Origin of the sequence: Brevundimonas mediterranea (assembly GCF_011064825.1) — a bacterium.
In the GTDB taxonomy this organism is placed as follows: domain Bacteria; phylum Pseudomonadota; class Alphaproteobacteria; order Caulobacterales; family Caulobacteraceae; genus Brevundimonas; species Brevundimonas mediterranea_A.
On the sequence record NZ_CP048751.1, the window covers coordinates 886,255 to 907,771 of the forward strand.

At 68.1% G+C, this 21,517-nt stretch carries 20 protein-coding genes and 1 tRNA gene; 9 read left to right on the forward strand and 12 right to left on the reverse strand.

Going from position 1 to position 21,517, the window contains the following annotated elements; genetic code table 11:
* Positions 1–131: 131 nt before the first annotated feature.
* Positions 132–2,522 carry a membrane-bound PQQ-dependent dehydrogenase, glucose/quinate/shikimate family gene (locus tag GYM46_RS04415; protein WP_232216205.1) on the reverse strand — a complete coding sequence of 797 codons (2,391 nt, stop codon included), beginning with the start codon at positions 2,520–2,522 and terminating at the stop codon, positions 132–134.
* Positions 2,523–2,786: 264 nt separating this feature from the next.
* Here GYM46_RS04415 and GYM46_RS04420 point away from each other — a divergent pair, with 264 nt between their 5' ends.
* From GYM46_RS04420 to GYM46_RS04440, 5 genes are all read left to right on the forward strand, one after another.
* Positions 2,787–4,214: an NAD(P)-dependent oxidoreductase gene (locus tag GYM46_RS04420; protein WP_008258682.1), complete on the forward strand. Its 1,428-nt coding sequence runs from the start codon at positions 2,787–2,789 to the stop codon at positions 4,212–4,214.
* A complete protein-coding gene (gene gltB / locus GYM46_RS04425) occupies positions 4,211–8,722 on the forward strand; it encodes a glutamate synthase large subunit (protein WP_008259886.1) in 4,512 nt (1,503 codons plus the stop codon). Before GYM46_RS04420 ends, gltB begins: the two co-directional genes overlap by 4 nt.
* 47 nt (positions 8,723–8,769) lie before the next feature.
* Positions 8,770–10,086, forward strand: a complete 1,317-nt coding sequence (locus GYM46_RS04430) for an ammonium transporter (protein WP_008262589.1) — start codon at positions 8,770–8,772, stop codon at positions 10,084–10,086.
* A 113-nt stretch (positions 10,087–10,199) separates the two neighbouring features.
* Positions 10,200–10,622, forward strand: coding sequence for an Hsp20 family protein (locus GYM46_RS04435; protein WP_008260227.1), 423 nt, complete (start codon positions 10,200–10,202; stop codon positions 10,620–10,622).
* A 62-nt stretch (positions 10,623–10,684) separates the two neighbouring features.
* Positions 10,685–10,936 (forward strand): DUF1150 family protein, encoded by a 252-nt coding sequence (locus GYM46_RS04440; RefSeq protein WP_008260703.1) that lies wholly within the window; start codon positions 10,685–10,687, stop codon positions 10,934–10,936.
* A 45-nt stretch (positions 10,937–10,981) separates the two neighbouring features.
* On the opposite strand, the gene ptsN is transcribed toward GYM46_RS04440, so the two are convergent.
* The 8 genes from ptsN to GYM46_RS04480 form a co-directional block, all read right to left on the reverse strand.
* Positions 10,982–11,449: a PTS IIA-like nitrogen regulatory protein PtsN gene (ptsN, locus tag GYM46_RS04445; RefSeq protein ID WP_008262263.1), complete on the reverse strand. Its 468-nt coding sequence runs from the start codon at positions 11,447–11,449 to the stop codon at positions 10,982–10,984.
* Positions 11,450–11,534: 85 nt separating this feature from the next.
* A complete protein-coding gene (gene hpf / locus GYM46_RS04450; protein WP_008260210.1) occupies positions 11,535–12,173 on the reverse strand; it encodes a ribosome hibernation-promoting factor, HPF/YfiA family in 639 nt (212 codons plus the stop codon).
* Between the two features lie 62 nt (positions 12,174–12,235).
* Entirely contained in the window at positions 12,236–13,738 is a 1,503-nt protein-coding gene (rpoN, locus tag GYM46_RS04455) for an RNA polymerase factor sigma-54 (protein WP_040349932.1), read from the reverse strand.
* Between the two features lie 729 nt (positions 13,739–14,467).
* Positions 14,468–15,262 carry an LPS export ABC transporter ATP-binding protein gene (gene lptB / locus GYM46_RS04460; protein ID WP_008262903.1) on the reverse strand — a complete coding sequence of 265 codons (795 nt, stop codon included), beginning with the start codon at positions 15,260–15,262 and terminating at the stop codon, positions 14,468–14,470.
* 39 nt (positions 15,263–15,301) lie between these two features.
* Positions 15,302–15,820 (reverse strand): LptA/OstA family protein, encoded by a 519-nt coding sequence (locus GYM46_RS04465; RefSeq protein ID WP_008264206.1) that lies wholly within the window; start codon positions 15,818–15,820, stop codon positions 15,302–15,304.
* The gene (gene lptC / locus GYM46_RS04470) at positions 15,817–16,485 is read right to left on the reverse strand and encodes an LPS export ABC transporter periplasmic protein LptC (RefSeq protein ID WP_008259992.1); all 669 of its coding nucleotides are present in this window, start codon (positions 16,483–16,485) and stop codon (positions 15,817–15,819) included. Before lptC ends, GYM46_RS04465 begins: the two co-directional genes overlap by 4 nt.
* Positions 16,486–16,492: 7 nt before the next feature.
* Entirely contained in the window at positions 16,493–17,107 is a 615-nt protein-coding gene (locus GYM46_RS04475; RefSeq protein ID WP_008261131.1) for a ribonuclease D, read from the reverse strand.
* Between the two features lie 198 nt (positions 17,108–17,305).
* Positions 17,306–17,392 (reverse strand) — tRNA-Leu (locus GYM46_RS04480).
* A 213-nt stretch (positions 17,393–17,605) separates the two neighbouring features.
* Between GYM46_RS04480 and GYM46_RS04485 the strand changes: the two genes are divergently transcribed.
* Positions 17,606–18,517 carry a WecB/TagA/CpsF family glycosyltransferase gene (locus GYM46_RS04485; RefSeq protein ID WP_008261429.1) on the forward strand — a complete coding sequence of 304 codons (912 nt, stop codon included), beginning with the start codon at positions 17,606–17,608 and terminating at the stop codon, positions 18,515–18,517.
* Between the two features lie 25 nt (positions 18,518–18,542).
* On the opposite strand, the gene fliE is transcribed toward GYM46_RS04485, so the two are convergent.
* The 3 genes from fliE to flgB are packed head-to-tail and all read right to left on the reverse strand — an operon-like array spanning position 18,543 to position 19,699.
* The gene (gene fliE / locus GYM46_RS04490) at positions 18,543–18,845 is read right to left on the reverse strand and encodes a flagellar hook-basal body complex protein FliE (protein WP_008262620.1); all 303 of its coding nucleotides are present in this window, start codon (positions 18,843–18,845) and stop codon (positions 18,543–18,545) included.
* Between the two features lie 10 nt (positions 18,846–18,855).
* A complete protein-coding gene (gene flgC, locus GYM46_RS04495; protein ID WP_008261179.1) occupies positions 18,856–19,242 on the reverse strand; it encodes a flagellar basal body rod protein FlgC in 387 nt (128 codons plus the stop codon).
* Between the two features lie 49 nt (positions 19,243–19,291).
* Positions 19,292–19,699: a flagellar basal body rod protein FlgB gene (flgB, locus tag GYM46_RS04500; protein ID WP_008263186.1), complete on the reverse strand. Its 408-nt coding sequence runs from the start codon at positions 19,697–19,699 to the stop codon at positions 19,292–19,294.
* A gap of 139 nt (positions 19,700–19,838) precedes the next feature.
* Here flgB and GYM46_RS04505 point away from each other — a divergent pair, with 139 nt between their 5' ends.
* The 3 genes from GYM46_RS04505 to GYM46_RS04515 all read left to right on the forward strand — a co-directional run bounded on the left by GYM46_RS04505 (position 19,839) and on the right by GYM46_RS04515 (position 21,495).
* Positions 19,839–20,114 (forward strand): flagellar biosynthetic protein FliO, encoded by a 276-nt coding sequence (locus tag GYM46_RS04505; protein ID WP_008260176.1) that lies wholly within the window; start codon positions 19,839–19,841, stop codon positions 20,112–20,114.
* A gap of 188 nt (positions 20,115–20,302) precedes the next feature.
* Complete coding sequence (fliP, locus tag GYM46_RS04510) at positions 20,303–21,103, forward strand: flagellar type III secretion system pore protein FliP (protein ID WP_008260623.1); 801 nt, start codon at positions 20,303–20,305, stop codon at positions 21,101–21,103.
* Positions 21,104–21,216: 113 nt separating this feature from the next.
* Entirely contained in the window at positions 21,217–21,495 is a 279-nt protein-coding gene (locus GYM46_RS04515) for an HU family DNA-binding protein (protein WP_008263548.1), read from the forward strand.
* The last annotated feature ends 22 nt before the right edge of the window (positions 21,496–21,517 follow it).

Here is a 21,517-nt window from a genome sequence, read left to right on the forward strand (position 1 = left end):
CCGCAGGCGAAGCCGGGTGGGGGCGGCCCAGCAAAGCATCCCTGAACGAAAAGAGGCGGCTCGTTTCCGAGCCGCCCCCACCCGGTCGCTGGCGCGACCACCCTCCCCCGCCGGGGGAGGGAGAAAACGCCTCAGCCGCGTTGCGGCAGGGCATAGGCGATGACGTAGTCGCCCCGCGGCGTCTCCATGAAGTGGTGGCCGCCCGCCATGATGACCAGATACTGACGGCCGTTCTGCTCATAGATCATCGGGTTGGCCTGACCGCCGGCCGGCAGCACGTCCGACCAGACCGTCTCGCCCGTCTCGATGTCGATGGCGCGGATCAGGTCGTCGGTGGCGGCGGCGATAAAGATCAGGCCGCCGGCCGTGACGACCGACCCGCCGTTGTTCGGCGTGCCGATCTCCAGCGGCAGGTGCGAGGGGATGCCCCACGGCCCGTTCTTGCGCGCCGTGCCGAACGGCCGGTCCCACAGGGTCTGACCCGAGCGTAGGTCGATGGCCGTGATGCCGCCGTAGGGAGGCTCCTTGCACAGCAGGCCCGTCCATTTGACGCGCCAGCCGGCGTTGACGTCGATCGCGTAGGGCACGCCGATCTGCGGATCGCCGGCGCCTTCGCCCTTGGACAGGCTGCCGCCGCGCAGGGCCAGCTCCTTCTGCTGCTCGATGTAGCGCGGGTCGTCGCGCGGGAACCAGCCCTTCTCGTTGGCCTCTTCGCGCGGCACCAGGCGGTTGTAGTTGGGCATGTCGTTATAGTTGGCGATGATCACGCCACGCACCGGATCGACCGCCACGCCGCCCCAGTCCGAACCGCCGTTGTAGCCCGGATAGTTGATGTAGTGGTTGGTCGAGGGCGGAGTGTAGTAGCCTTGGTAGTTCGCCTTCTTGAAGTTGATGCGGCACATCATCTGATCGATGGGGGACATGCCCCACATGTCGCGCTCTTCGAGGTTCGGCTTGCGCAGGGTGGCGAACAGCGAGAACGGCTGGGTCGGCGCGCGCTGGCCCTGTTCGGTTCCGCCCGTGGTCGGGACCGGGCGTTCCTCCATCCCGTGCAGCATCTGGCCGGTGGCGCGGTTGAACACATACATGTCGCCCTGTTTGGTGGGCAGCAGCAGGGCCGGCACGACGCCGCCCCCCGTGGGATAGTCGATCAGGGTCGCCTGCGAGCCCAGGTCGAAGTCCCAGACATCCTTGTGAACCGTCTGGAAATGCCAACGCGGCTTGCCCGTCGTCACATCGAGCGCGACCAGGGCGGTGGAGTACTCATTCTCCTGCGGGCGACGCGAGCTGGACCAATAGTCGGCCGCCGAATTGCCCATGGGCAGATAGACCAGACCCAGGGCCTCATCCCCCGTGGCCGTGGTCCACATATTGGGCGTGCCGGGCGTATAGGTCTCGCCCTCGGGCGGCAGGCCGGTGCGGTCGGGGCGCATCATGTCCCAGGCGAAGCGGAGTTCGCCGGTCTCGACGTCAAAGCCCTGGATCACGCCTGAGGCGTTCCATCGTTTCTGGCCGTCCAGCACCTGATGCCCGGTCACGATCACGCCCCGCACGATGACGGGGGGCGAGGTGATCGACACCATGCCGGGATAGGGGTCGCCCATGCCGCGCTTGATATCCACGGCGCCGTTCTGACCGAAGGCCGGGCAAGGCCGGCCGGTCTGGGCGTCGACGGCGATGATGCGGCCGTCCAGGGTGCCTTCGATGATCTTGGTGGCGCAGGGCTGGGCCGGCTGGGCGTCGGCGCGGGCATGATAGGTCACGCCGCGGCAGGCGGCCGTATAGGGGATGTTCTCGTCCGCGACCTGGGGATCATAGGCCCATTTCTGCTGGCCGGTCGCGGCGTCCAGCGCGAACAGCTTGTTGCGCGCGGAGCAGAGATAGACGGTGTTCCCGATCTTCAGCGGCGTGGTCTCGGCGCCCCAACGCTCCTCCGGCAGATCGCCGGTGCGGAAGGTCCAGGCGCGTTCCAGCCGGCCGACATTGTCCTTGTTGATCTGCGTCAGCGGGGAATAGCGCTGGGCGCTGTCGGTGCCGCCCCAGGCGGGCCAGTCGGCGCCGGTTTTCAGCAGGGCCGGATCATTATAGGCGCCGCGCGGTCCGGGCAGCCGGTTCTCGACGCCGGCCTGGTTGGCCTGGGCGACTGCAAACCCGAACACCACGGTCAGAACCGCCAGCCCCAGGGCGCCGCCCCCGGCCAGACGCCCGCCGCCGTGCGGCTTCAGCACCGGCAGGGTCGCCAGAACCAGGACCATCAAGACCAGAGGCCCCACCAGCCGGGGCACCAGGGCCCAGCCGTCCAGACCCGTCTCCCACAAGGCCCACACGAGGGTGAAGAGGAAGGCCGCGCCATAGACCCACACGCCCCTGACGTCCCGCAACACCAGCAGGGCGCCGGCGACGATCAGCATCAGGCCCACGACCAGATAGTACCAGGAACCGCCCAGACTCAGGAGCTGAACGCCGCCGACGGCGAGGATCCCGCCGATCAGAAAAATCAAAACACCCAGGAGGAGGGTCAACCACCCACCCCATCCGCTCGGCGTGGTCCATCGCGGCATGGCGGTTCCCTTGAGAAATTAGAATGGAAAGCCAACGACCGCGAGCCGGGGAGGTTCCGGCAAAGATTGGAGACGCCTGAAACCTGTTTCCCCAACCCTACCGATAGCGCAATTTGCTGTCTCGAATTTCGACATATCAGGATGCCTATTGCAACTTGAGCAGCCGCGAACGGGTCTCAGCAATAATATTTGCCTAGGCCGGACCATTCGCGGCATAAGCGCGTCATGCACAAGACCCTGAAGCAAGGCGGGACTTTCGTCGTCGAACCACGCCGCCTCTCGAAGGCCACAGCCGAACTGCGCGCACGCGGGTTCGGCGAGATCACGATTCCGCCCTCGACCGAGACGGCCGAGAAACAGGCGTCGCGCTGCACCGACTGCGGCGTGCCGTTCTGCCAGAACGCCTGTCCGCTTCAGAACAATATTCCCGACTGGCTGCGCCTGTCGGCCGAGAACGAGCCGCGCGAGGCCTGGCGCGTCGCGTCCCTGACCTCGACCATGCCCGAGATCTGCGGCCGCATCTGTCCGCAGGACCGGCTGTGCGAGGGCGCCTGCACCCTGAACCAGTCCGGCTGGGACGCGGTGACCATCGGCTCGGTCGAGGCCTGGCTGGGCGATCAGGCCTTCGCCAACGGCTGGGTCGAACCGATCCGCCCGGCGGCCGAACGCGGCGAGAGCGTTGGCATCGTCGGCGCGGGTCCGGCCGGCATGGCCGCCGCCGACCGTCTGCGCAGCGAGGGCTATCAGGTCACGGTCTATGACCGGCACGACCGGGCCGGCGGCCTGCTGATCTACGGCATCCCCGGCTTCAAGCTGGAGAAGCACGTCGTCCAGCGCCGCGTGGACCGCCTGATCGACGGCGGAGTCCAGTTCGTCCTGGGCTGCGAGATCGGCAAGGACGTGACCCTGGCCGAACTGCGCGAGCGCCACGACGTGGTCCTGCTGGCCATGGGCGTCTATCAGCCGCGCATCCTGTCGGCGCCGGGCCGGGGTCCGGATTCGACCGTCGCGGCCCTGTCCTATCTGACGCACCAGAACCGGCGCGACCTGGGCGACGCCGAGGAAGACGGCTGGCACGAGGCGCGCGGCAAGCGGGTGGTGGTCATCGGCGGCGGCGACACCGCCATGGACTGCGTCCGCACCGCCGTTCGCCAGGGCGCGGCCAGCGTCACCTGCCTGTATCGGCGCGACCGCGAGAACATGCCCGGCTCGGCCCGCGAAGTGGTCAACGCCGAGGAGGAAGGCGTCGTCTTCGAATGGCTGGGCGCGCCCAAGGCCCTGCTGTCCCAGGGCGACCGCGTCACCGGCGTGCGCGCCGCGCGGATGCAGCTGACCGAGGCGGCCCCCGGACAGCGTCGCGATATCGTGCCCGTCCCCGGCGCCGACTTCGACATTCCGGCCGACATCGTCATCGAGGCCCTGGGCTTCTCGCCCGAGCCGTTCGCGGCGCATGAGCCCGATCTGCGTCTGCGTGACGACGGCACCATCAAGGTCGGATCCGTCAGCTTCGCCACCAGCCTGCCCGGCGTCTTCGCCGCCGGCGACGCGGTGCGCGGCGCCTCACTGGTCGTCTGGGCCGTGCGCGAGGGCCAGGACGCCGCCGCCGAAATCGACCGTTACCTGAAGACCCGCACCGAGGAGGTCGCGGCATGACCCAATGGCTTGATAAGTACGAAGAAACCCGCGACCGCCTGGAAGCCGGCCACGCCTATGACCGCGCCTCCGAGCGCGACGCCTGCGGCGTGGGCCTGGTCTGCTCCATCGACGGCAGCCCGCGTCGCGACGTGGTGGAATATGCGATCCGCAGCCTGAAGGCCGTGGCTCACCGCGGCGCGGTCGATCCCGACGGCCTGTCGGGCGACGGGGCCGGCATAATGGCCGAACTGCCCCAGGGCTTCTTCGCCGAACAGGTGGCCTCCATCGGCCAGTCCCTGCGTCCGGGCCCGATCTGCGTCGGCCAGGTCTTCCTGCCGCGCACCGATCTGGGCGCCCAGGACCGCGCCCGCGCCATCGTCGAGACCGAGGCCCTGCGCGCCGGCTTCTGGATCTATGGCTGGCGCCAGACGCCCATCGACCTGTCGGTGGTGGGGACCAAGGCCGGGGCGACCCGGCCCGAGATCGAACAGATCATGCTGGCCCCGCCCCTGGACGACGCCGGCCAGCCGCTGGACGGCGAGGCGCTGGAGCGCGAGCTGTATCTGTGCCGCCGCCGCATCGAGAAGACGGTCAAGACCGAGAACCTGGCCGCCGTCTATATCTGCACCCTGTCCGCGCGCTCCATCGCCTACAAGGGGATGGTGCGGGCCGAACTGCTGGGGAACCTGTATCCCGACCTGGAGGATCCGCGTTTCGTCTCGGCCTACGCCGTCTTCCACCAGCGCTATTCGACCAACACCTTCCCCGAATGGAAGCTGGCCCAGCCCTTCCGGATGATGGCCCACAACGGCGAGATCAATACGCTGAAGGGCAATCTGAACTGGATGAAGTCGCACGAGATCCGCATGGCCGCCCAGGCCTTCGGCGACCGTGACCGCGAGGTGAAGCCGGTGGTCCAGCCGGGCGGATCGGACTCGGCCGCGCTGGACAATGTCATGGAGGTGCTGGTCCACGCCGGGCGCCCCGCCCCCATGGCCAAGGCCCTGCTGATCCCCGAGGCCTGGGCCAAGGACGACGTGGTCATGCCGCCCGAACACCGGGCCTTCTACGCCTATTGCAACGCGGTCATGGAGCCGTGGGACGGCCCGGCCGCCATCTGCGCCGCCGACGGTCGCTGGATCGTGGCGGGCAAGGACCGCAACGGCCTGCGCCCCCTGCGCGCCGTCGAGACCGTCGACGGCCTGCTGATGGCCGGCTCCGAAGCCGGTCTGGTGCCGATCCCCGAGAGCCGGGTGAAGCGCCGCCTGCACATCGGCCCCGGCAAGCTGATCGCCGTCGATATGAAGCACGGCCGTCTGTACGACGAGCACGAGGCCATCGACGCCCTGGCCGCCGCCCACCCCTATACCGAGTGGCTGGACAATATGGTCGATCTGGAGCCGATCATCGGCCCCGGACCCGAACCACGCTCGACCTCGGGCGATGATCTGACGCGCCGTCAGATCGCCGCCGGCTTCAGCCGCGAGGATCTGGACCTGTTGCTGGACGCCCTGGTGCGCGACGGCAAGGAGGCGGTCGGCTCGATGGGCGACGACGCCCCGCCGGCGGTGCTGTCGGCCCTGCCCCGCCCGCTGAGCCACTATTTCCGCCAGAACTTCAGCCAGGTGACCAATCCGCCCATCGACCCGCTGCGTGAAGCCGGGGCCATGAGCCTGAAGACCCGGTTCAAGAACCTGGGCAATATCCTGGCCCAGGAAGCGGCCCAGACCGACGTCTTTGTGCTGGACAGCCCGGTGCTGACCAACGGCATGTATGAGCGGATGATCGAGACGGTCGGGGCGGGTTCGACTGTGGTCATCGACTGCAGCTATGACACCCCGTCCGAGGACGCGCGGCCCGGCGCCGGCCTGCGCGCGGCGCTGGACCGGATCATGGACGAGGCCGAGGCCGCCGCCCGCGACGGGGCGGCCCTGGTCGTGCTGACGGATCAGCAGGGGTCGGCGGGGCGTCTGGCCGCGCCGATGATCCTGGCCACGGCCGGGGTTCACGGCCGCCTGACCCAGGCGGGTCTGCGCTCCTATTGCTCCATCGTGGTCCGCACGGCCGAGACCCTGGACCCGCACGGGTTCGCGGTCCTGGTCGGGGTCGGCGCGACCACCGTCAACGCCTGGCTGGCCCAGGACCTGTTCCAGGAGCGTCTGGACCGGGGCCTGTATCCCGGCCTGACGCTGCGCGACGCCTGCCTGAACTACAAGAAGGGCATCGAGGCGGGCCTGCTGAAGACCCTGGCGCGCAAGGGGATCAGCGTCATCTCCGCCTATCGCGGCGGCTGCGAGTTCGAGGTGCTGGGCCTGTCGCGCGCCCTGACGGCCGAATTCTTCCCCGGCGCCCCGTCGCGCATCTCCGGCATCGGCCTGGCCGGTCTGGAACAGGCGGCGATGAAGCGGCACACGGTCGCCTGGGGCGAGGCCCGGCCCTCGCCCGCCATCGGCGGCTTCTTCAAGATCCGCTCGGGCGGCGAGGCCCACGCCCACGAGGCCAAGACCATCCACCTGCTGCAGGACGCCTGCAACCGCGGCGACTATCGCCGGTTCAAGCAGTTCTCGGAGGCCGTCAGAAACCAGCCGGACCTGTCCTTGCGCGATCTGCTGGACTTCCGCGAGGGCGTCGCCATTCCGGTGGACCAGGTCGAGAGCGTGTCGGACATCCGCCGCCGCTTCCTGACCCAGGCCATGTCCCTGGGCGCACTGGGCCCCGAGGCGCACGAGACGCTGAACATCGCCATGAACCGCATCGGCGCCCGCTCGGTCTCGGGCGAGGGCGGCGAGGATCCGGAACGCTATCACCCGCGCGCCAACGGCGACGACGCCAACTCGGCGGTGAAGCAGGTGGCCTCGGGCCGGTTCGGCGTCACGGCCGAATATCTGAACCAGTGCCGCGAGATCGAGATCAAGGTGGCCCAGGGCGCCAAGCCCGGCGAGGGCGGGCAACTGCCCGGCTTCAAGGTCACCGAGTTCATCGCCCGGATGCGCCACGCCGTGCCCGGCACCACCCTGATCAGCCCGCCGCCGCATCACGACATCTATTCGATCGAGGACCTGGCCCAGCTCATCTACGACCTGAAGGCCATCAACCCCGACGCCAAGGTGACGGTGAAACTGGTGTCCGCCTCGGGCATCGGGGCCATTGCGTCCGGGGTGGCCAAGGCCAACGCCGACGCCATCCTGATCGCCGGCCACAACGGCGGCACCGGCGCCTCGCCCCAGACCTCGATCAAACACGCCGGCCTGCCGTGGGAAATCGGCCTGGCCGAGGCCCATCAGGTGCTGACGCTGAACAATCTGCGCGGCACGGTGACGCTGCGGACCGACGGCGGGGTCCGCACCGGCCGCGACGTGGTCATCGCCGCCATGCTGGGGGCAGAGGAATACGGGGTCGGCACCGCCGCCCTGATCGCCATGGGCTGTCTGATGGTGCGCCAGTGCCATTCGAACACCTGCCCCGTCGGCGTCTGTTCCCAGGACGAGCGGCTGCGCGAGAAGTTCACCGGCACCCCGGACAAGGTGGTCAACCTGTTCACCTTCATCGCCGAGGAGACGCGCGAAATCCTGGCCTCGATCGGCGCCCGGACGATGGACGAGATCATCGGCCGCACCGACCTGCTGCGTCAGGTCCGGCGCGGCGGCTCGCACCTGGACGACCTGGACCTGAACCCCCTGCTGGTTCGGGTGGACGAGGGCGCGGCCGGCAAATGGGCGGACAAGGGGCGCAAGCCCATCGCCGACAGCCTGGACGCCCGGGTGTTGAAGGACGCGGTGCGGTTCCTGGATCGCGGCCAGACGCTGGAACTGTCCTATCCGCTGAACAACACCCAGCGCACGGTCGGGGCCGCCGTCTCGTCCGCCATCGTGCGGCGGTTCGGGGCGCAGGGGCCGGCCGGTCGGCTGAAGCTGCGTCTGGAAGGCATCGCTGGCCAGAGCTTCGGCGCCTTCGCCGCCAAGGGGCTGGAACTGCATCTGACCGGCGAGGCCAACGACTATGTCGGCAAGGGCCTGTCGGGGGCCGAAATCTCGATCCGCACGCCGGAATGGCGCGAGGACCAGCTGATCTGCGGCAACACCACCCTGTATGGCGCGACCTCGGGCCGGCTGTTCGTGGCCGGTGCGGCGGGCGAGCGGTTCGCGGTCCGCAACTCGGGCGCCGAGGCCGTGGTCGAGGGCCTGGGCGCGCATGGCTGCGAATATATGACCGGCGGCCGGGTGGTCGTGCTGGGCGGGGTCGGATGGAACCTGGCGGCGGGCATGAGCGGCGGCGAGCTGTTCGTGCTGGATCAGCCGGGCTTCGCCGAACGGGCCCTGAACGGCGACCTGGCGGGCGTGGCCGACATCGACGAAGCGGCGGCCGAACGGCTGCGCGGACTGGTCGAGGCCCATCTGGCGGCGACCGGTTCGCCGCTGGCCCGCCGACTGCTGGGCGACTGGGACAACACGCTTGACCGTTTCGTGCGTATCCTGCCGCTTACGGACATTGTCAGAACGGAGGAACGGCTTAAGACTTCGGCCTGAGACCCTGGCCTGAGCCGTTCCTTCCTCTCCTCCCCGAGACGCATGAAATGACCCGACACGCCGCCCTGTCCGCCATCGCTGTTGCCGGGGCGGCGTCGCTCGCCTCGCCGGCCCTGGCGGCGGCCCCCGCCCTGCTGGCCCATCAGGCGCCCCTGGTCATCGACAATGCGGCGACGGCCTGGATCCTGACGTCCACCGCCCTGGTGCTGCTGATGACCCTGCCGGGTCTGGCCCTGTTCTACGGCGGCATGGTGCGCAAGAAGAACATCATCAGCGTCATCGCCCAGTCGGCGGCGGCCTTCGCCATCGTCTCGGTGCTGTGGTTCCTGGTCGGCTACAGCCTGTCGTTCGGCAAGGGGCCGGATGCGGTGAACGGTCTGATCGGCGGGGTCCAGGCGGCCTTCCTGAACGGGGTGACGATGGAGACGGCGCACAGCCTGCTGCCCGGCCTGCCGGAACTGCTGTTCGTCAGCTTCCAGATGACCTTCGCCATCATCACCCCGGCCCTGATCGCCGGCGCCTTCGCCGAGCGGATGAAATTCTCGGCCAGCCTGCTGTTCTTCGCCCTGTGGCACCTGATCGTCTATGCGCCGATCTGTCACCAGGTCTGGGGCGGCGGCTATCTGGGGAGCCTGGGCGTGCTCGACTTCGCCGGCGGGGCGGTGGTCCACGTCAATGCGGGCGTCGCCGGCCTGGTCTGCGCCCTGGTGCTGGGCCCGCGTCACGGCTTCGGCCGCGACAACATGGCCCCCGCCAATCTGGTCTACAGCGCCATCGGCACCGGCCTGCTGCTGGTCGGCTGGATCGGGTTCAACGCCGGGTCGGCCGGCGCCGCCGACGCCCTGGCCGCCACCGCCGCCTTCAACACCATTCTGGCCGCCGCCGCCGCGGCCCTGGGCTGGATGACCGTCGAATGGTTCGACCGCAAGCGCCCGACCCTGCTGGGCCTGTTGTCGGGCGTCGTCGGCGGCCTGGTCGCCATCACCCCCGCCGCCGGCTTCGTCGATCCCAAGGGCGCCTTCTTCATCGGCCTGATCGCCGGCCCGGCCTGCTACGCCGGGGCGGTCTGGCTGAAGCACGCGCTGAAGTACGACGACAGCCTGGATGCGTTCGGGGTGCACGGGATCGGCGGCATCGTCGGCGCCCTGCTGACCGGGGTCTTCGCCACCACCAGCATCAACGCCCTGTCCGAGGGCGCGACGGTGTGGAAACAGGCGCTCGGCCTGGGCGGGGCCATCGTCTGGAGCGCGGTCGGCACCTTCGTGGTCCTGATGATCTGCAAGTTCACTACGGGCCTGCGCGTGACCAAGGACGAAGAGGTCGAGGGCCTGGACTATACCCAGCATGGCGAAGCCATCCACTGAGGTCGCAGACAGGGACGGTTGATCCCGCCCCTGTCCGCCCCCATCTTCATCTGTGACCGGGAGCCTTGCCGATTGCGGGAGGCCCACGGTCGGTCGCTTTTCCGAGGACCCAGATGACGACGACCCGCACCATCCTGTTCGACAGCCCGTTCCTGCTGGGCTTCGACCACACCCGCGCCCTGATCGACCGCGCCGCCAAGGCTGCGGCCGAGAGCTATCCGCCCTATAACGTCGAACAGATCGGCGAGGCGGGGGTCCGCATCAGCCTGGCTGTGGCCGGGTTCGCTCCTGACGAACTGGCCATCACCCTGGAAGGGCGGCAGCTGACCATCGCCGGCAAGCGCGACGATGCGGGCAAGAGCGAACAGGCCTTCCTGCATCGCGGCATCGCGGCGCGAGGCTTTGTACGCAGCTTCGTCCTGGCCGACGGGCTGGAGATCGAGGGCGCGCGGCTGGAACACGGCCTGCTGCATGTCGATCTGATCCGGCCCGAGGCCGAGCGCCAGGTGCGGCGCATTCCCATCACGGCCGGCTGAAAAGCGCAGCCGTTCGAACCGCCCGGCGATCCGGGCGTTGTCAAAGCGAAGGAGGCGGTCCTATGACGCCGATGATGATGACCAAGGAAGATTTCGCCGGACTGGGCGCCCCCGATCTCGTCTATGTGCGCGAGGTGAAGGCGTCCGACCTGCTGGAAGAGGCGGTCGAGATGAAGGACATCGCCTTCGACCCGAATCAGTCCCTCTACGCCGTTCACAGCGCGGACGGGGAACGGCTGGCCGTCATGCTGGACCGCGACACCGCCTTCGCCGCCGCTGTGGCGCACGAGCTGGAGCCGGTCTCGGTTCACTGAACAAGGGAAAGGGCGGCCGGGCGCCGCCCTTGACGGCCCGGCCTCTCAGGCGGCCGTGGCGGGCGCCTGGTCCTTGACGAACAGGGCCTTGATTGCATCGACCGTCCGGGCCTGACGCAGCTGCTCACGCAGTTCCGGCGACCGCAGGGCGCGCGAGACCGCCGCCAGGGCGCGCAGATGTTCGGCGCCGTCCTTGGGCGGGGCGAACAGGGCCAGCAGCAGATCGACCGGACGATCATCGACCGCTTCATAGGCCACAGGCGTGTCCAGGCGCACGAAGACGGCCGTGACCCGGTCGATCTCCTTCAGACGGGCGTGCGGCACGGCCACGCCGGAGCCCAGGCCGGTGGAGCCCAGGGCTTCGCGTTCCAGCAGGGCCTCGAAGATACGGCCCTGGTCCACGCCCAGAGCCTGGGCCGCAGCCTCGGCCACGGCATGAAGCGCCTGACGTTTCGACGAGGCGCCGCCACGCAGCACCACGCCGTTCGGCGCGAGCAGATCTGCGATATCCATGGGTAGCCCAACTCTAGATAAGCGACTGGCGGCCGCGGGCGCCCCTTTAGAGGCTCCCGCGGCAAAGTCAAACTAAGCCGTAAGTCTAATGCCCGTTCGACTTCTTCGTGCGCTCGGGGTCGATCCAGCCGACATTGCCGTCTGGGCGGCGATAGACGACGGACAGGCCGCCGTGCGCCGCATTGCGAAACAGCACCACCGGATAGCCGGTCATATCCAGTTCCAGGACCGCACGACCGACCGTGATGGAGCGGATCTCGTGCTCGGTCTCGGCGATGACCATGCCCACGGGCGGCGGGCCGTCGTTTTCGCCGGTGTCGCCGAAGACGTCGTCCTCGACGCTGTCGGGATCCCGCAGCACGATGCTGCGAGCGACTTCGCGGGCGGCGTTTTCGGTTTTTTCAGGCGACAGGCCCTTGGGCCCGATGTGGTGATCCTTGAGCCGGCGCTTGTAGCGACGGACCCGCTTTTCGAGACGATCCAGCGCCTCGGTGAAGGCGGAATGGGCGTCGCCGCCCATGCCCGTCGTCACCAGGGTCTGGCCCGACGCGAGGCGGACCCAACAGTCCACCTTGAAGTTGTGGCCGTCCTTGGACACCACGACCTCGGCGTCTTCACCGCCGCGGGCGAAGTATTTTCCGACCCCGTCTTCGAGTTCCTGGGAGATGCGCGAGCCTAACGCTTCGCCGACATCCACTTGCTTGCCGCTGACTTGGACTTGCATACGAATAGAACGCTCCCGCCCGCATTTGGTGTCAATCGGGATCACCGATTTGTGGTCACGCTTCAGCCGGTCTTAAGCATCCTGCGGCGCTCGACGGAGGACGGAATCCTCAAGGCTTCCCGATACTTGGCGACCGTTCTACGGGCTATATCTATGCCCGCCTCCTTAAGGATTTCGACGATCCGATCATCGGACAAAACGTCGCCCCCCACCCCTTCCCCATCGATCATGGTTTTTATCCGATGGCGGACCGCCTCGGCCGAATGAGTCGAGGCGCCGTCCACCGATTGGATGGCGGCGGTGAAGAAGAATTTCAGCTCGAACACCCCGCGCGGGGTCGAGACATATTTGTTGGAGGTGACGCGGCTGACCGTCGATTCGTGCATGCCGATGGCGTCGGCGACCGTCTTCAGATTCAGCGGGCGAAGGAATTCGACGCCGAAGGCCAGGAAGGCATCCTGCTGGCGCACGATCTCGGACGAGACCTTCAGAATGGTCTTGGCGCGCTGGTCCAGCGACTTGACCAGCCAGCTGGCCTGGGCGGCGCATTCGGCGACGAAGGTCTTTTCGGTGTCGGACCGGGCGCCGGCCTGAACCAGGCCGTGATAGCGTTTGTCGATCAACAGGCGCGGCAGGGTGTCGGCGTTCAGCTCGACCCGCCAGCCGCCGGCCGGGTCGGGCCGCACATGGACGTCGGGCACCACGGTCTGGGCCGGTTCGCCGCCGAATCCGGCGCCGGGGCGGGGCGTCAGGGCCTTCAGCTCGGCGATCATCTCGGCCAGGTCCTCGCCGTCGACGCCGCAGATCTTCTTCAGGCCCGCCAGGTCGCGCCGGGCCAGCAGGTCCAGATGGTCGAGCAGGGCGCCCATGGCCGGATCGAATCGATTGCGCTCGATCAGCTGCAGCTTCAGGCACTCGGGCACCGAACGGGCCATGATCCCGGTCGGCTCGAACCCCTGGCAGACGGCGACGACGGCCTCGATCCGGTCCAGGCTAACTCCGAGGCGATCGGCGAACTCGGCCATTTCGCCGCGCAGATAGCCGCCCTCGTCGGTGGCGTCGATCAGGGTCAGGGCGATGGCGTGGTCGGCGGCCGAAAGGCCGGCCGAGGAGGCCTGGGCCTGCAGATGCTCCCACAGGGTCAGTTCATGGGCGTCGGGGCGTTCGCCGTCGCCTTCGAAGACCTGGCCGCCCTTGCCGGCGCTGGACCAGTCGGACAGACCCGGCTGGGCCTCGTCCGTCATGCGGTCGCTGGTGCGTTCGCCGGGGGCGGCGTCGCCATAGACGTCGTCGGACCCGGCGTCCATCGACGCCACGGAATCCTGGCCGACCCCGTCGCCGAAGGACATTTCACCGTCCGGGGCGGCGTCGGAAACCGAAACCGGGGCCTCGGGGCCGTCGCCCTCGGGCTCGTCGCGTTGCAGCAGGGGATTGCGCTCCAGCTCGGCCTCGACGAACTCCTCGAGCTCGAGGTTCGACAGTTGCAGCAGCTTGATCGCCTGCTGCAGCTGGGGCGTGATGACCAGCCCCTGCCCCTGTCTGATCTCTAGACGTTGCCCGATCACGTTCGAAAAATCCTGCCGGCGCGCCAACTGGCCCGGAACTTGCTGTCAGCATGGATCGAGAGTGGTTAACGCCCGACAAACAGCGGTTCGCGTGGCGCCCGAACGCGGGCGCCGGAACACGGACGTGCAGAAGCCCCCTCGCGCTTTCGCTGCGAAGTTATGGAGGGCTGGGCGGGGCGCCGGGCCTTCGCCCGGAGTTTGGTGTTTTGAGTACCGTTTCGACGAAGGTTTGACGCTCCGCGCGAATGGTTGGCCTGCAAGCTCGGGGCGCCGAGCGGTGGCGGTCTTATCGCCTAACCCCATAAGCCTGCGACGGGTCGGCGGTCCCTGCGAAGAACCGTCCCGAGTGCGATCGAGTATCCCCCTCGACCCTCCGACGGCGTTTTGAGACATCGTCGGCGCGGAGGGATTGCACCCCCGCTCCCGTTCCATCCGCTCCCGCCGCCGCAAGGTCGCAGGCCTTACGAGCCCTCCAAGCGACGAGACCGAGGCGGATTATAGGGGGTGGGGAAACCCTGGCGGGGAAGTCGGGGCGAGAAACTGACAAGCCGTTGGAATCATTAGAGTGAGACCAGCGTCATTGTCACAGTTGGACCCGTTCGGACCCCCTCCGTCTCGCCGGCTTCGCCGGCGATCCACCTCCCCCAAGGGGGGAGGATTTCGGTCATCGCATTCCTCCCCCCTTGGGGGAGGTGGCGCGGCGCGAAGCGCCGTGACGGAGGGGGCGCGTCAGGCGTAGTTTTCGCCCAGATAGACCCGGCGGACCTCGGCGTCGTTGACCGCCTCTTCAGCCGTGCCTTCGAACAGGACCGACCCGCCCGAGATGATCGAGACCCGGTCGGTGATGTCCAGGGTTTCGCGGACATTGTGGTCGGTGATCAGCACGCCGATGCCCTGGTCCGCCAGATAGCGGATGACCGAACGGATGTCGGCGATGGCCAGGGGGTCGATGCCGGCGAAGGGTTCGTCCAGCAGGATGAAGGACGGCCGGCCCGCCAGGGCGCGGGCGATCTCGACCCGGCGACGCTCGCCGCCCGACAGGCCGGTGGCCGGGGCGTGACGCAGATGGTCGATGTGAAGCTCGTTCAGCAGGCGGTCGGTCTCGGCCTGAAGCTGATCGCGCGGATAGTTGAGCTCGACCACCGCCATGATGTTCTGCTCGACCGTCATGCCCCGGAAGATCGAGGCCTCCTGGGCCAGATAGCCCAGGCCCATGCGGCTGCGCTGGTACATGGGCTGGCTGGTGATGTCCTCGCCGTCCAGCCAGATCGTGCCGGAATCGGGCGGGATCAGGCCGGTGATCATGTAGAAACAGGTGGTCTTGCCGGCGCCATTGGGACCGAGCAGGCCCGCCACCTCGCCGCGCTGAACCGTCAGGGAGACGTCGCTCACCACCTGGCGCTGGCCGAAGGCGCGGGCGATGTTGCGCACCCGCAGGCCTTTTTCAGCAGCCGAGACCGCCGGTTCCGGCGTCGCCGCCGGCCGGTCGGACAGGTTCAGGGCGGAGAGTTCCTTGCGCGCCAAATCCTCAGATCCCGTTCTTACGTCCTGGGCCGGGCGGCCTCAGTTGGTTCCGTTGGGATAGAAGACGCCCTGGATGCGGCTGCCGGCGGTCCCGCCGCGCGGGGCGCCCGACATGTTGGCCGCGTCGGTGTTGACGTTATAGACCAGCCGCCCGCCCGTCAGGACGTTCTTGCCCTGGTTCAGGATGACGTTGCCGGTCACGACCAGTTCGCCGTTCGACAGGGTGTAGACGGCGCGGTCTCCGCGCATCGACTGGGTCGGGGTGACGAAATAGACGGTGCCCGTGGCCTCGACCCGCTCCGGATCGCCGGCGGCGTTGCGGAACAGGGTGATGGCCTCGGCCCGCAGGCGGTTCTGCCCCTGGGTCACTTCGGCCCGGCCGCGCAGGCTGATGCGTTCGGCGGACTGTTCGCCCGTGTCGGCGCCGAAGGCGATGGGCTGGTTCGAGCTGGTGCGCGCGCTCTGGGCGTCGCCCACGGCCGGCAGGGCCAGCAGGGCCAGGGCCGCCAGCGCCGCAACCGTCCGGGCGTAGTGGGTTTTCGCTGTCATCGCCGTCATTCGCCTGATCCCGAGGGATTGATGGTCCCGCTTATCTTGGTGTCGCCAGAGCCCTTGAACACCACGCGCTCGCCCTGATCATAGATCGCATAGGACGAAGCGTTGATGGTTCCAATAGGGCCGGCGCCCTGAACGCCCCGTGAACCGGTGATGATTCCGGTCGAGGTGTCGACCACCGCCTCGGGCGTGGTCAGGACGAAGCCGGAGCCGCCGTCCGAAATCCGCACGTTCGGACCGATGGTCACGGTCCTGGCCTGTTCGTTGTAGGTCCCGCCGTCGGCGGTCATTTCGGTGACCTTGCGGCCGCCCAGGTTCAGCTTCAGCGCCGGGCCGACCAGGCGGAAATGGCCGGTGGCGGGATCGCGGATCGCGCCCTGGGCGCCGACGGTGAAGGCGCGGCCTTGCGCGTCCTGGCCGTGGAACAGGGGCTTGTCCAGCCGGACCTCCTGGCCCTGGCTGGCCTTGCGCTCCACCCCCGACATGACGGTGCGGAACACGGTCCAGGTCAGGACGCCGCCCGCCAGCACCAGGATGATGATCGGCAGGACGCGGCGGTACAGTTTGACGCGCCGCGAACGCGCCCGCCAGCGCGCACCGGCCAGGACCACCCGGGCCTCGTCCGCGGCGTCCGCCTGGATCCGTGTCTGTTCGCCGGGGTCGGTCAAGCGCGCCTCAGCTATGGGCGAAGATGTCGATCTCGTCCCAGCCGGCGAGATCGAGCGCCGAACGGGTCGGCAGGAAGTCGAAACATTGGGCCGCCAGTTCGGCCCGTCCCTCGCGCGCCAGCATCAGGTCCAGCTTGGCCCGGGCGGCGTGCAAATAGAGGACGTCCGAGGCGGCGTAGTCCAGCTGGGCCTGGGTCAGTTCGGCCGCGCCCCAGTCGGACGACTGCTGGGCCTTGGACAGGTCGACCCCGACGGTCTCGCGCACCACGTCCTTCAGCCCGTGGCGGTCGGTGTAGGTGCGGGCCAGTTTGGAGGCGATCTTGGTGCAATAGACCGGCCGCGTCTCGACCCCGAGGTGCAGCAGGAACATGCCGATGTCGAAGCGACCGAAGTGGAAGATCTTGGTCACCGCCGGATCGGTCAGCAGCCGCTTCAGGTTCGGGCAGTCATAGCCGGGGCGGTTCAGCCGCACGACATGGGCGTTTCCGTCGCCGGCCGACAACTGGACCACGCAAAGGGGGTCGCGGCGGAAGCGCAGGCCCATGGTCTCGGAATCGATGGCGACGTCCGGTCCCAGGTCCAGGTCGTCGGGCAGGTCGCCCTCGTGCAGGTAAACGGTCATGGGCAGGTTCTTACACGGCTGGGGGACGGGGCGAAACGGCTTACAGCGCGACGGACGGGCCTCAAGCAGGCGAGCGCCGCGCGCGAGGCGATAGGCCCCAAAACGAAGATGGCCTCAAGCAGCAGAGCGCCGCGCGCGATGCGATAGGCCGAAAAAGCAAACGGCGCCGTGTCCGAAAACACGACGCCGTCTATAATATGGTGCCCAGAAGAGGACTCGAACCTCCACGGCCGTTAAGCCACTGGCACCTGAAGCCAGCGCGTCTACCAATTCCGCCATCTGGGCCCCGTCGGCAGCGCCTTGCGGCGTTTCCATCGGGAAGGCGCGGACCTCTAAGGGAGGGTCCGGGCGGGGTCAACAGGGATTTTTCGTCGGAGGTCGGTTTTATTTCGCAAGCGAGGCGGGAGGCCCCGACGCAGGCGTCGGTCGGACAGGGTTGCGGCCCGTTAAGCCTGTTCGCTTACCTCGCTTTGAGAGCCCGTCCCCTATCTGGGAGCGATGGCGGATCCGTCCCGAGTTCCCAAGGCGCACGAGCGGCGCACGACCCCTCGCGCGACCTATCGCAAGCGTCGGCGTCGGCGCGAGCGCGTCCACATGTTCGGCCAGCTGGTCGATCTGGTGAAGCCCGAGGAAGTTCTGCATCACGTCCAGGACGCCGTGGCCGAGGGCCGCAAGAGCGTGGTGGCCAACCACAATCTGCACAGTCTGTACCTGCTCCAGAAACATCCGGAGATGCGGGCCTTCTACGACATGGCCGAGCTGGTCGAGGTCGATTCGACGCCGATGATCTGGTTCTCCCGCGCCCTTGGGCTGCACAGCCGGGGCTTTCATCGCTGCACCTATCTGGACTGGCGCGACCATTTCTGGAGCGTCGCCAACCGCAAGGCCTGGCGGGTCATGGCGGTCGGCGGCGCGCCGGGCGTGGGCGAGGAGGCGGCGCGCCGGTTGGGCGCGCGCTATCCCAAGACCGAGATCCGCACCCGTCACGGCTTCTTCGACGCCCGGGCAGGTTCCGCCGACAACGCTGAAGTCGTCGCGGAGATTCAGGCCTTTCAGCCGCATATCCTGTTCGTCGGCATGGGCATGCCGCGCCAGGAGCTGTGGACCCTGGCCGTGTTCGACGCCCTGCCCGACTGCGTCATCCTGTCGGTCGGCGCCGCCTTCGACTATGAGGCGGGAACCCAGAATCCCGCGCCGCGATGGATGGGCCGCGCCGGGATCGAATGGGCCTATCGGCTGGCGCAGGACCCCCGCCGCCTGTTCCATCGCTATTGCATCGAGCCCTGGACCCTGGCGCCCCTGGCGATCCGCGACCTGCGCGCGGCCCGCCGCCGCATGTCCGGCAAGACGGCCGCCCGGGGCGCGGACTTCGGCGCGCCGCCGACCCGCAATTTTCCGCACGGAACCTGAAGGACCTGGGCCGCGCTCCGGCCGATCAGATCGGCATGGCCATGATTTCCTTGTAGGCGGAAATCACCTGGTCGCGGACGGACATCACGGTTTCCAGCGACGCCTCGGCCGAGCTGAGGGCCGTGACCACGTCGATCAGATTGCCGTTGCCCTGGATCGACTGGGTCATCTGGGTCTCGGCCGCGCGCGACTGCTGGGTCATGTCGGTCATGGCGTTCTTGACCAGGTCGGCGAAGCCGTTGTCGCCGGAGGCGGGCGGTTGCGCCGCCGTGGGCATGGCGCTGCCCTGAACGGCGGCGTAGGCGCGGGCGGCCATCATCGGGTTCATGGCCTAGTCCTCAGCGTTTGATGATGTCGAGGGTGCGGCTGTCCATGGACCGCGCCGTCTCGATGACGTTCAGATTGGCTTCGTAGGCGCGCTGGGCTTCGCGCATGTCCATGGCTTCCACCAGGGTGTCGACATTGGGCCGCATCACATAGCCCTGGGCGTTGGCCGCCGGGTGCGAGGGGTCGTAGTCCATCTTGAACTCGCCCTGGTCGGGCCGGACCTCGGCCAGGGTCACGCCGGTCGCGCCGTCGACCTCGCGCGCCTGAAAGACCGGGATCTGGCGGCGATAGGGCTCGCCGCCGGGGGTGCGGGCGGTGGACTGGGCGTTGGCGATGTTCTCGGCGATGACGCGCATGCGCGACTGCTGGGCCTTGAGGGCCGAGGCCGCCACCGCCATGGCGCTGTTCGAAGGGGGGATGGGATCAGGCATGGATCAGTCCTTCGTCTCAGCCCGCGCCAGGCTTGCGCGCGGCCATGCGGAGCATGGACATGGATTTCTGGTAGAAGCCGATGGCGGCGTCATAGGCCATGCGGCTCTCGGCCATCTTCAGCATCTGCTCCTCGACCACGACGGAGTTGCCGTCCAGCGTGGTTTCCGAGTCGGGCGACTTGGTCGGGTCGAACCGGGGCGCGCTGACGGGCGGGGCGATGTGGGCGCGGTTGGTGCGGACCACCTGAAGCCCCCCGCCCGAGCGCAGGGCGGCGGCGAAGTCGGTCGGCTGTTTCAGATCGCGGCCGCCGTAACCGGGCGTATCGGCGTTGGCGACGTTCTCGGCGATGACCCGCTGGCGTTCGTCCAGCCAGCCCAGCCGGCCCTTGATCTGCCCCAGCAGCGGAATGTCGGCGACGCCCATGGCGATCTCCCGTGGCGCAGATGCGCGCGATGGGCAGAAAATGCCGCCTCCATGGTTAACAGGCCGTTATCTAAACCCATCGTTAACCGTGGTGGTTAAGACTTGAGGAACAGCGCCGACTGCGCGGGGCCTTAAGCGTATGAATTTCCTCGATCTCGCCCGCGCCGTCTTCGGCCTGGCCTTCACCCTGGGCCTGATCGGCCTGGCCGCCTATGCGGCGCGCCGCTATGCGCCGCAGCTGATGGCCAAGCTGAACGCCCAGCGCGGCGAACGGCGGATGCAGGTGGTCGAGACCCTGGTGCTGGACCCCGCGCGCCGGCTGGTCCTGGTGCGGATCGATGCGGAAGAACGACTGATCCTTCTGGGCGAAGGGCGCGAACTGATCGAGCCGCGCCAGCCGGAGATCTTCAAGTGAAAGGGCCAAGGGGCGAGAGCGAGCTTCTCCCTCCCCCTGCGGGGGAGGGGGGCGAAGGCGTAGCCGAAGCCGGGTGGGAACGGCTGGGCCAAACACGCACCGGTCCTGTCTCAGTTCAGTGCGACGTCGCCTTGCCGCCCCCACCCCGTCGCTACGCGACGCCCCTCCCCCGCAGGGGGAGGGAGAAGGTGTTTGCGGTACCCGCCGCGTCCGAGCTGAAGCGCGCGGCCCTGCTGTCTCTGTTCACCACCCTGGTGTGCCTGGCCTGGCCTCTGGCGGCCTTCGCCCAGGACGCGGCGGCGGGCGGGTCGGCGATCAATATCGACCTGGGCAGCGGCGCGGGGCTGACGCAGCGGGTGGTGCAACTGGTCGGGCTGATGACCGTGCTGTCGCTGGCGCCCTCCATCGTCATCATGACCACCAGCTTCGTGCGAATCGTCGTGGTCCTGTCGCTGTTGCGGACGGCGCTGGGGATGCAGCAGTCGCCGCCGAACGCCGTCCTGGTGTCCCTGGCCCTGTTCCTGAGCGCCATCGTCATGGCCCCGACCTGGCAGGACGCCTATGATTCGGGCATCCGTCCGCTGCTGGATCAGCAGATGGAATTGCCCCAGGCCTTCGATGCGGCGTCGGAACCTGTGAAAACCTTCATGCTGGCCCAGGTGGACCGCGGAGACCTGGCCCTGTTCACCCGTCTAAGCCGCGTGGAGGCCCCGGCCAACCTGCAGGAGCTGCCCCTGCGCGTGGTCACGCCGGCCTTCATGATCAGCGAGCTGAAGAAAGCGTTCGAAATCGGATTTCTCCTTTTCGTTCCGTTCCTTGTGATCGATCTGGTGGTCGCCAGCGTGCTGATGTCCATGGGTATGATGATGCTGCCTCCGGTGGTGGTGTCCCTGCCGTTCAAGTTGATCTTTTTCGTGCTGGTGGACGGCTGGAGACTGGTCGCCGGCAGCCTGGTCGAGAGCTTCCAGCGGGCGTCCGGAACGGGATAATCCCCGCCCCATAAGGCTTTGCGCCTTTTACCCGCTTGCAATACCGGACGAAATCCGTGTTGATCCACCGGTCCTCGCCCTGAATCGGGCGACTAACACTGGAAACGCTTCTTATGACCACTCAAGCCGAACTGATCGCCGCCGTCGCCAAGGACGCCGGTGTCTCGCAGGCCGACGCCGGCAAGGTGCTGACCGCCATCGTCGAAAACATCCACGCCAGCCTGAAGGCCGGCGGCGACGTGCGCATCTCGAACCTGGGCGTCTTCGACACCGCCGCCCGCGCCGAGCGTGAAGGCCGCAACCCCGCCACGGGCGCGACCATCAAGATCGCCGCCTCGAAGGCCGTCCGCTTCCGCGTCTCGAAGCCGCTGAAGGACGCCGTCAACGGCTAAGGTTTTTCCGGTCCCCTCGGGG

Excerpts from the sequence above, each read along its gene's own strand:
- GYM46_RS04420 (WP_008258682.1), top strand. The coding sequence starts at position 2,787 with ATGCACAAGACCCTGAAGCAAGGCGGGACTTTCGTCGTCGAACCACGC.
- gltB (WP_008259886.1), top strand. The coding sequence starts at position 4,211 with ATGACCCAATGGCTTGATAAGTACGAAGAAACCCGCGACCGCCTGGAA.
- GYM46_RS04430 (WP_008262589.1), top strand. The coding sequence starts at position 8,770 with ATGACCCGACACGCCGCCCTGTCCGCCATCGCTGTTGCCGGGGCGGCG.
- GYM46_RS04435 (WP_008260227.1), top strand. The coding sequence starts at position 10,200 with ATGACGACGACCCGCACCATCCTGTTCGACAGCCCGTTCCTGCTGGGC.
- GYM46_RS04440 (WP_008260703.1), top strand. The coding sequence starts at position 10,685 with ATGACGCCGATGATGATGACCAAGGAAGATTTCGCCGGACTGGGCGCC.
- ptsN (WP_008262263.1), bottom strand. The coding sequence starts at position 11,449 with ATGGATATCGCAGATCTGCTCGCGCCGAACGGCGTGGTGCTGCGTGGC.
- hpf (WP_008260210.1), bottom strand. The coding sequence starts at position 12,173 with ATGCAAGTCCAAGTCAGCGGCAAGCAAGTGGATGTCGGCGAAGCGTTA.
- GYM46_RS04465 (WP_008264206.1), bottom strand. The coding sequence starts at position 15,820 with ATGACGGCGATGACAGCGAAAACCCACTACGCCCGGACGGTTGCGGCG.
- GYM46_RS04475 (WP_008261131.1), bottom strand. The coding sequence starts at position 17,107 with ATGACCGTTTACCTGCACGAGGGCGACCTGCCCGACGACCTGGACCTG.
- GYM46_RS04485 (WP_008261429.1), top strand. The coding sequence starts at position 17,606 with ATGGCGGATCCGTCCCGAGTTCCCAAGGCGCACGAGCGGCGCACGACC.
- fliE (WP_008262620.1), bottom strand. The coding sequence starts at position 18,845 with ATGAACCCGATGATGGCCGCCCGCGCCTACGCCGCCGTTCAGGGCAGC.
- flgC (WP_008261179.1), bottom strand. The coding sequence starts at position 19,242 with ATGGCGGTGGCGGCCTCGGCCCTCAAGGCCCAGCAGTCGCGCATGCGC.
- flgB (WP_008263186.1), bottom strand. The coding sequence starts at position 19,699 with ATGGGCGTCGCCGACATTCCGCTGCTGGGGCAGATCAAGGGCCGGCTG.
- GYM46_RS04505 (WP_008260176.1), top strand. The coding sequence starts at position 19,839 with ATGAATTTCCTCGATCTCGCCCGCGCCGTCTTCGGCCTGGCCTTCACC.
- GYM46_RS04515 (WP_008263548.1), top strand. The coding sequence starts at position 21,217 with ATGACCACTCAAGCCGAACTGATCGCCGCCGTCGCCAAGGACGCCGGT.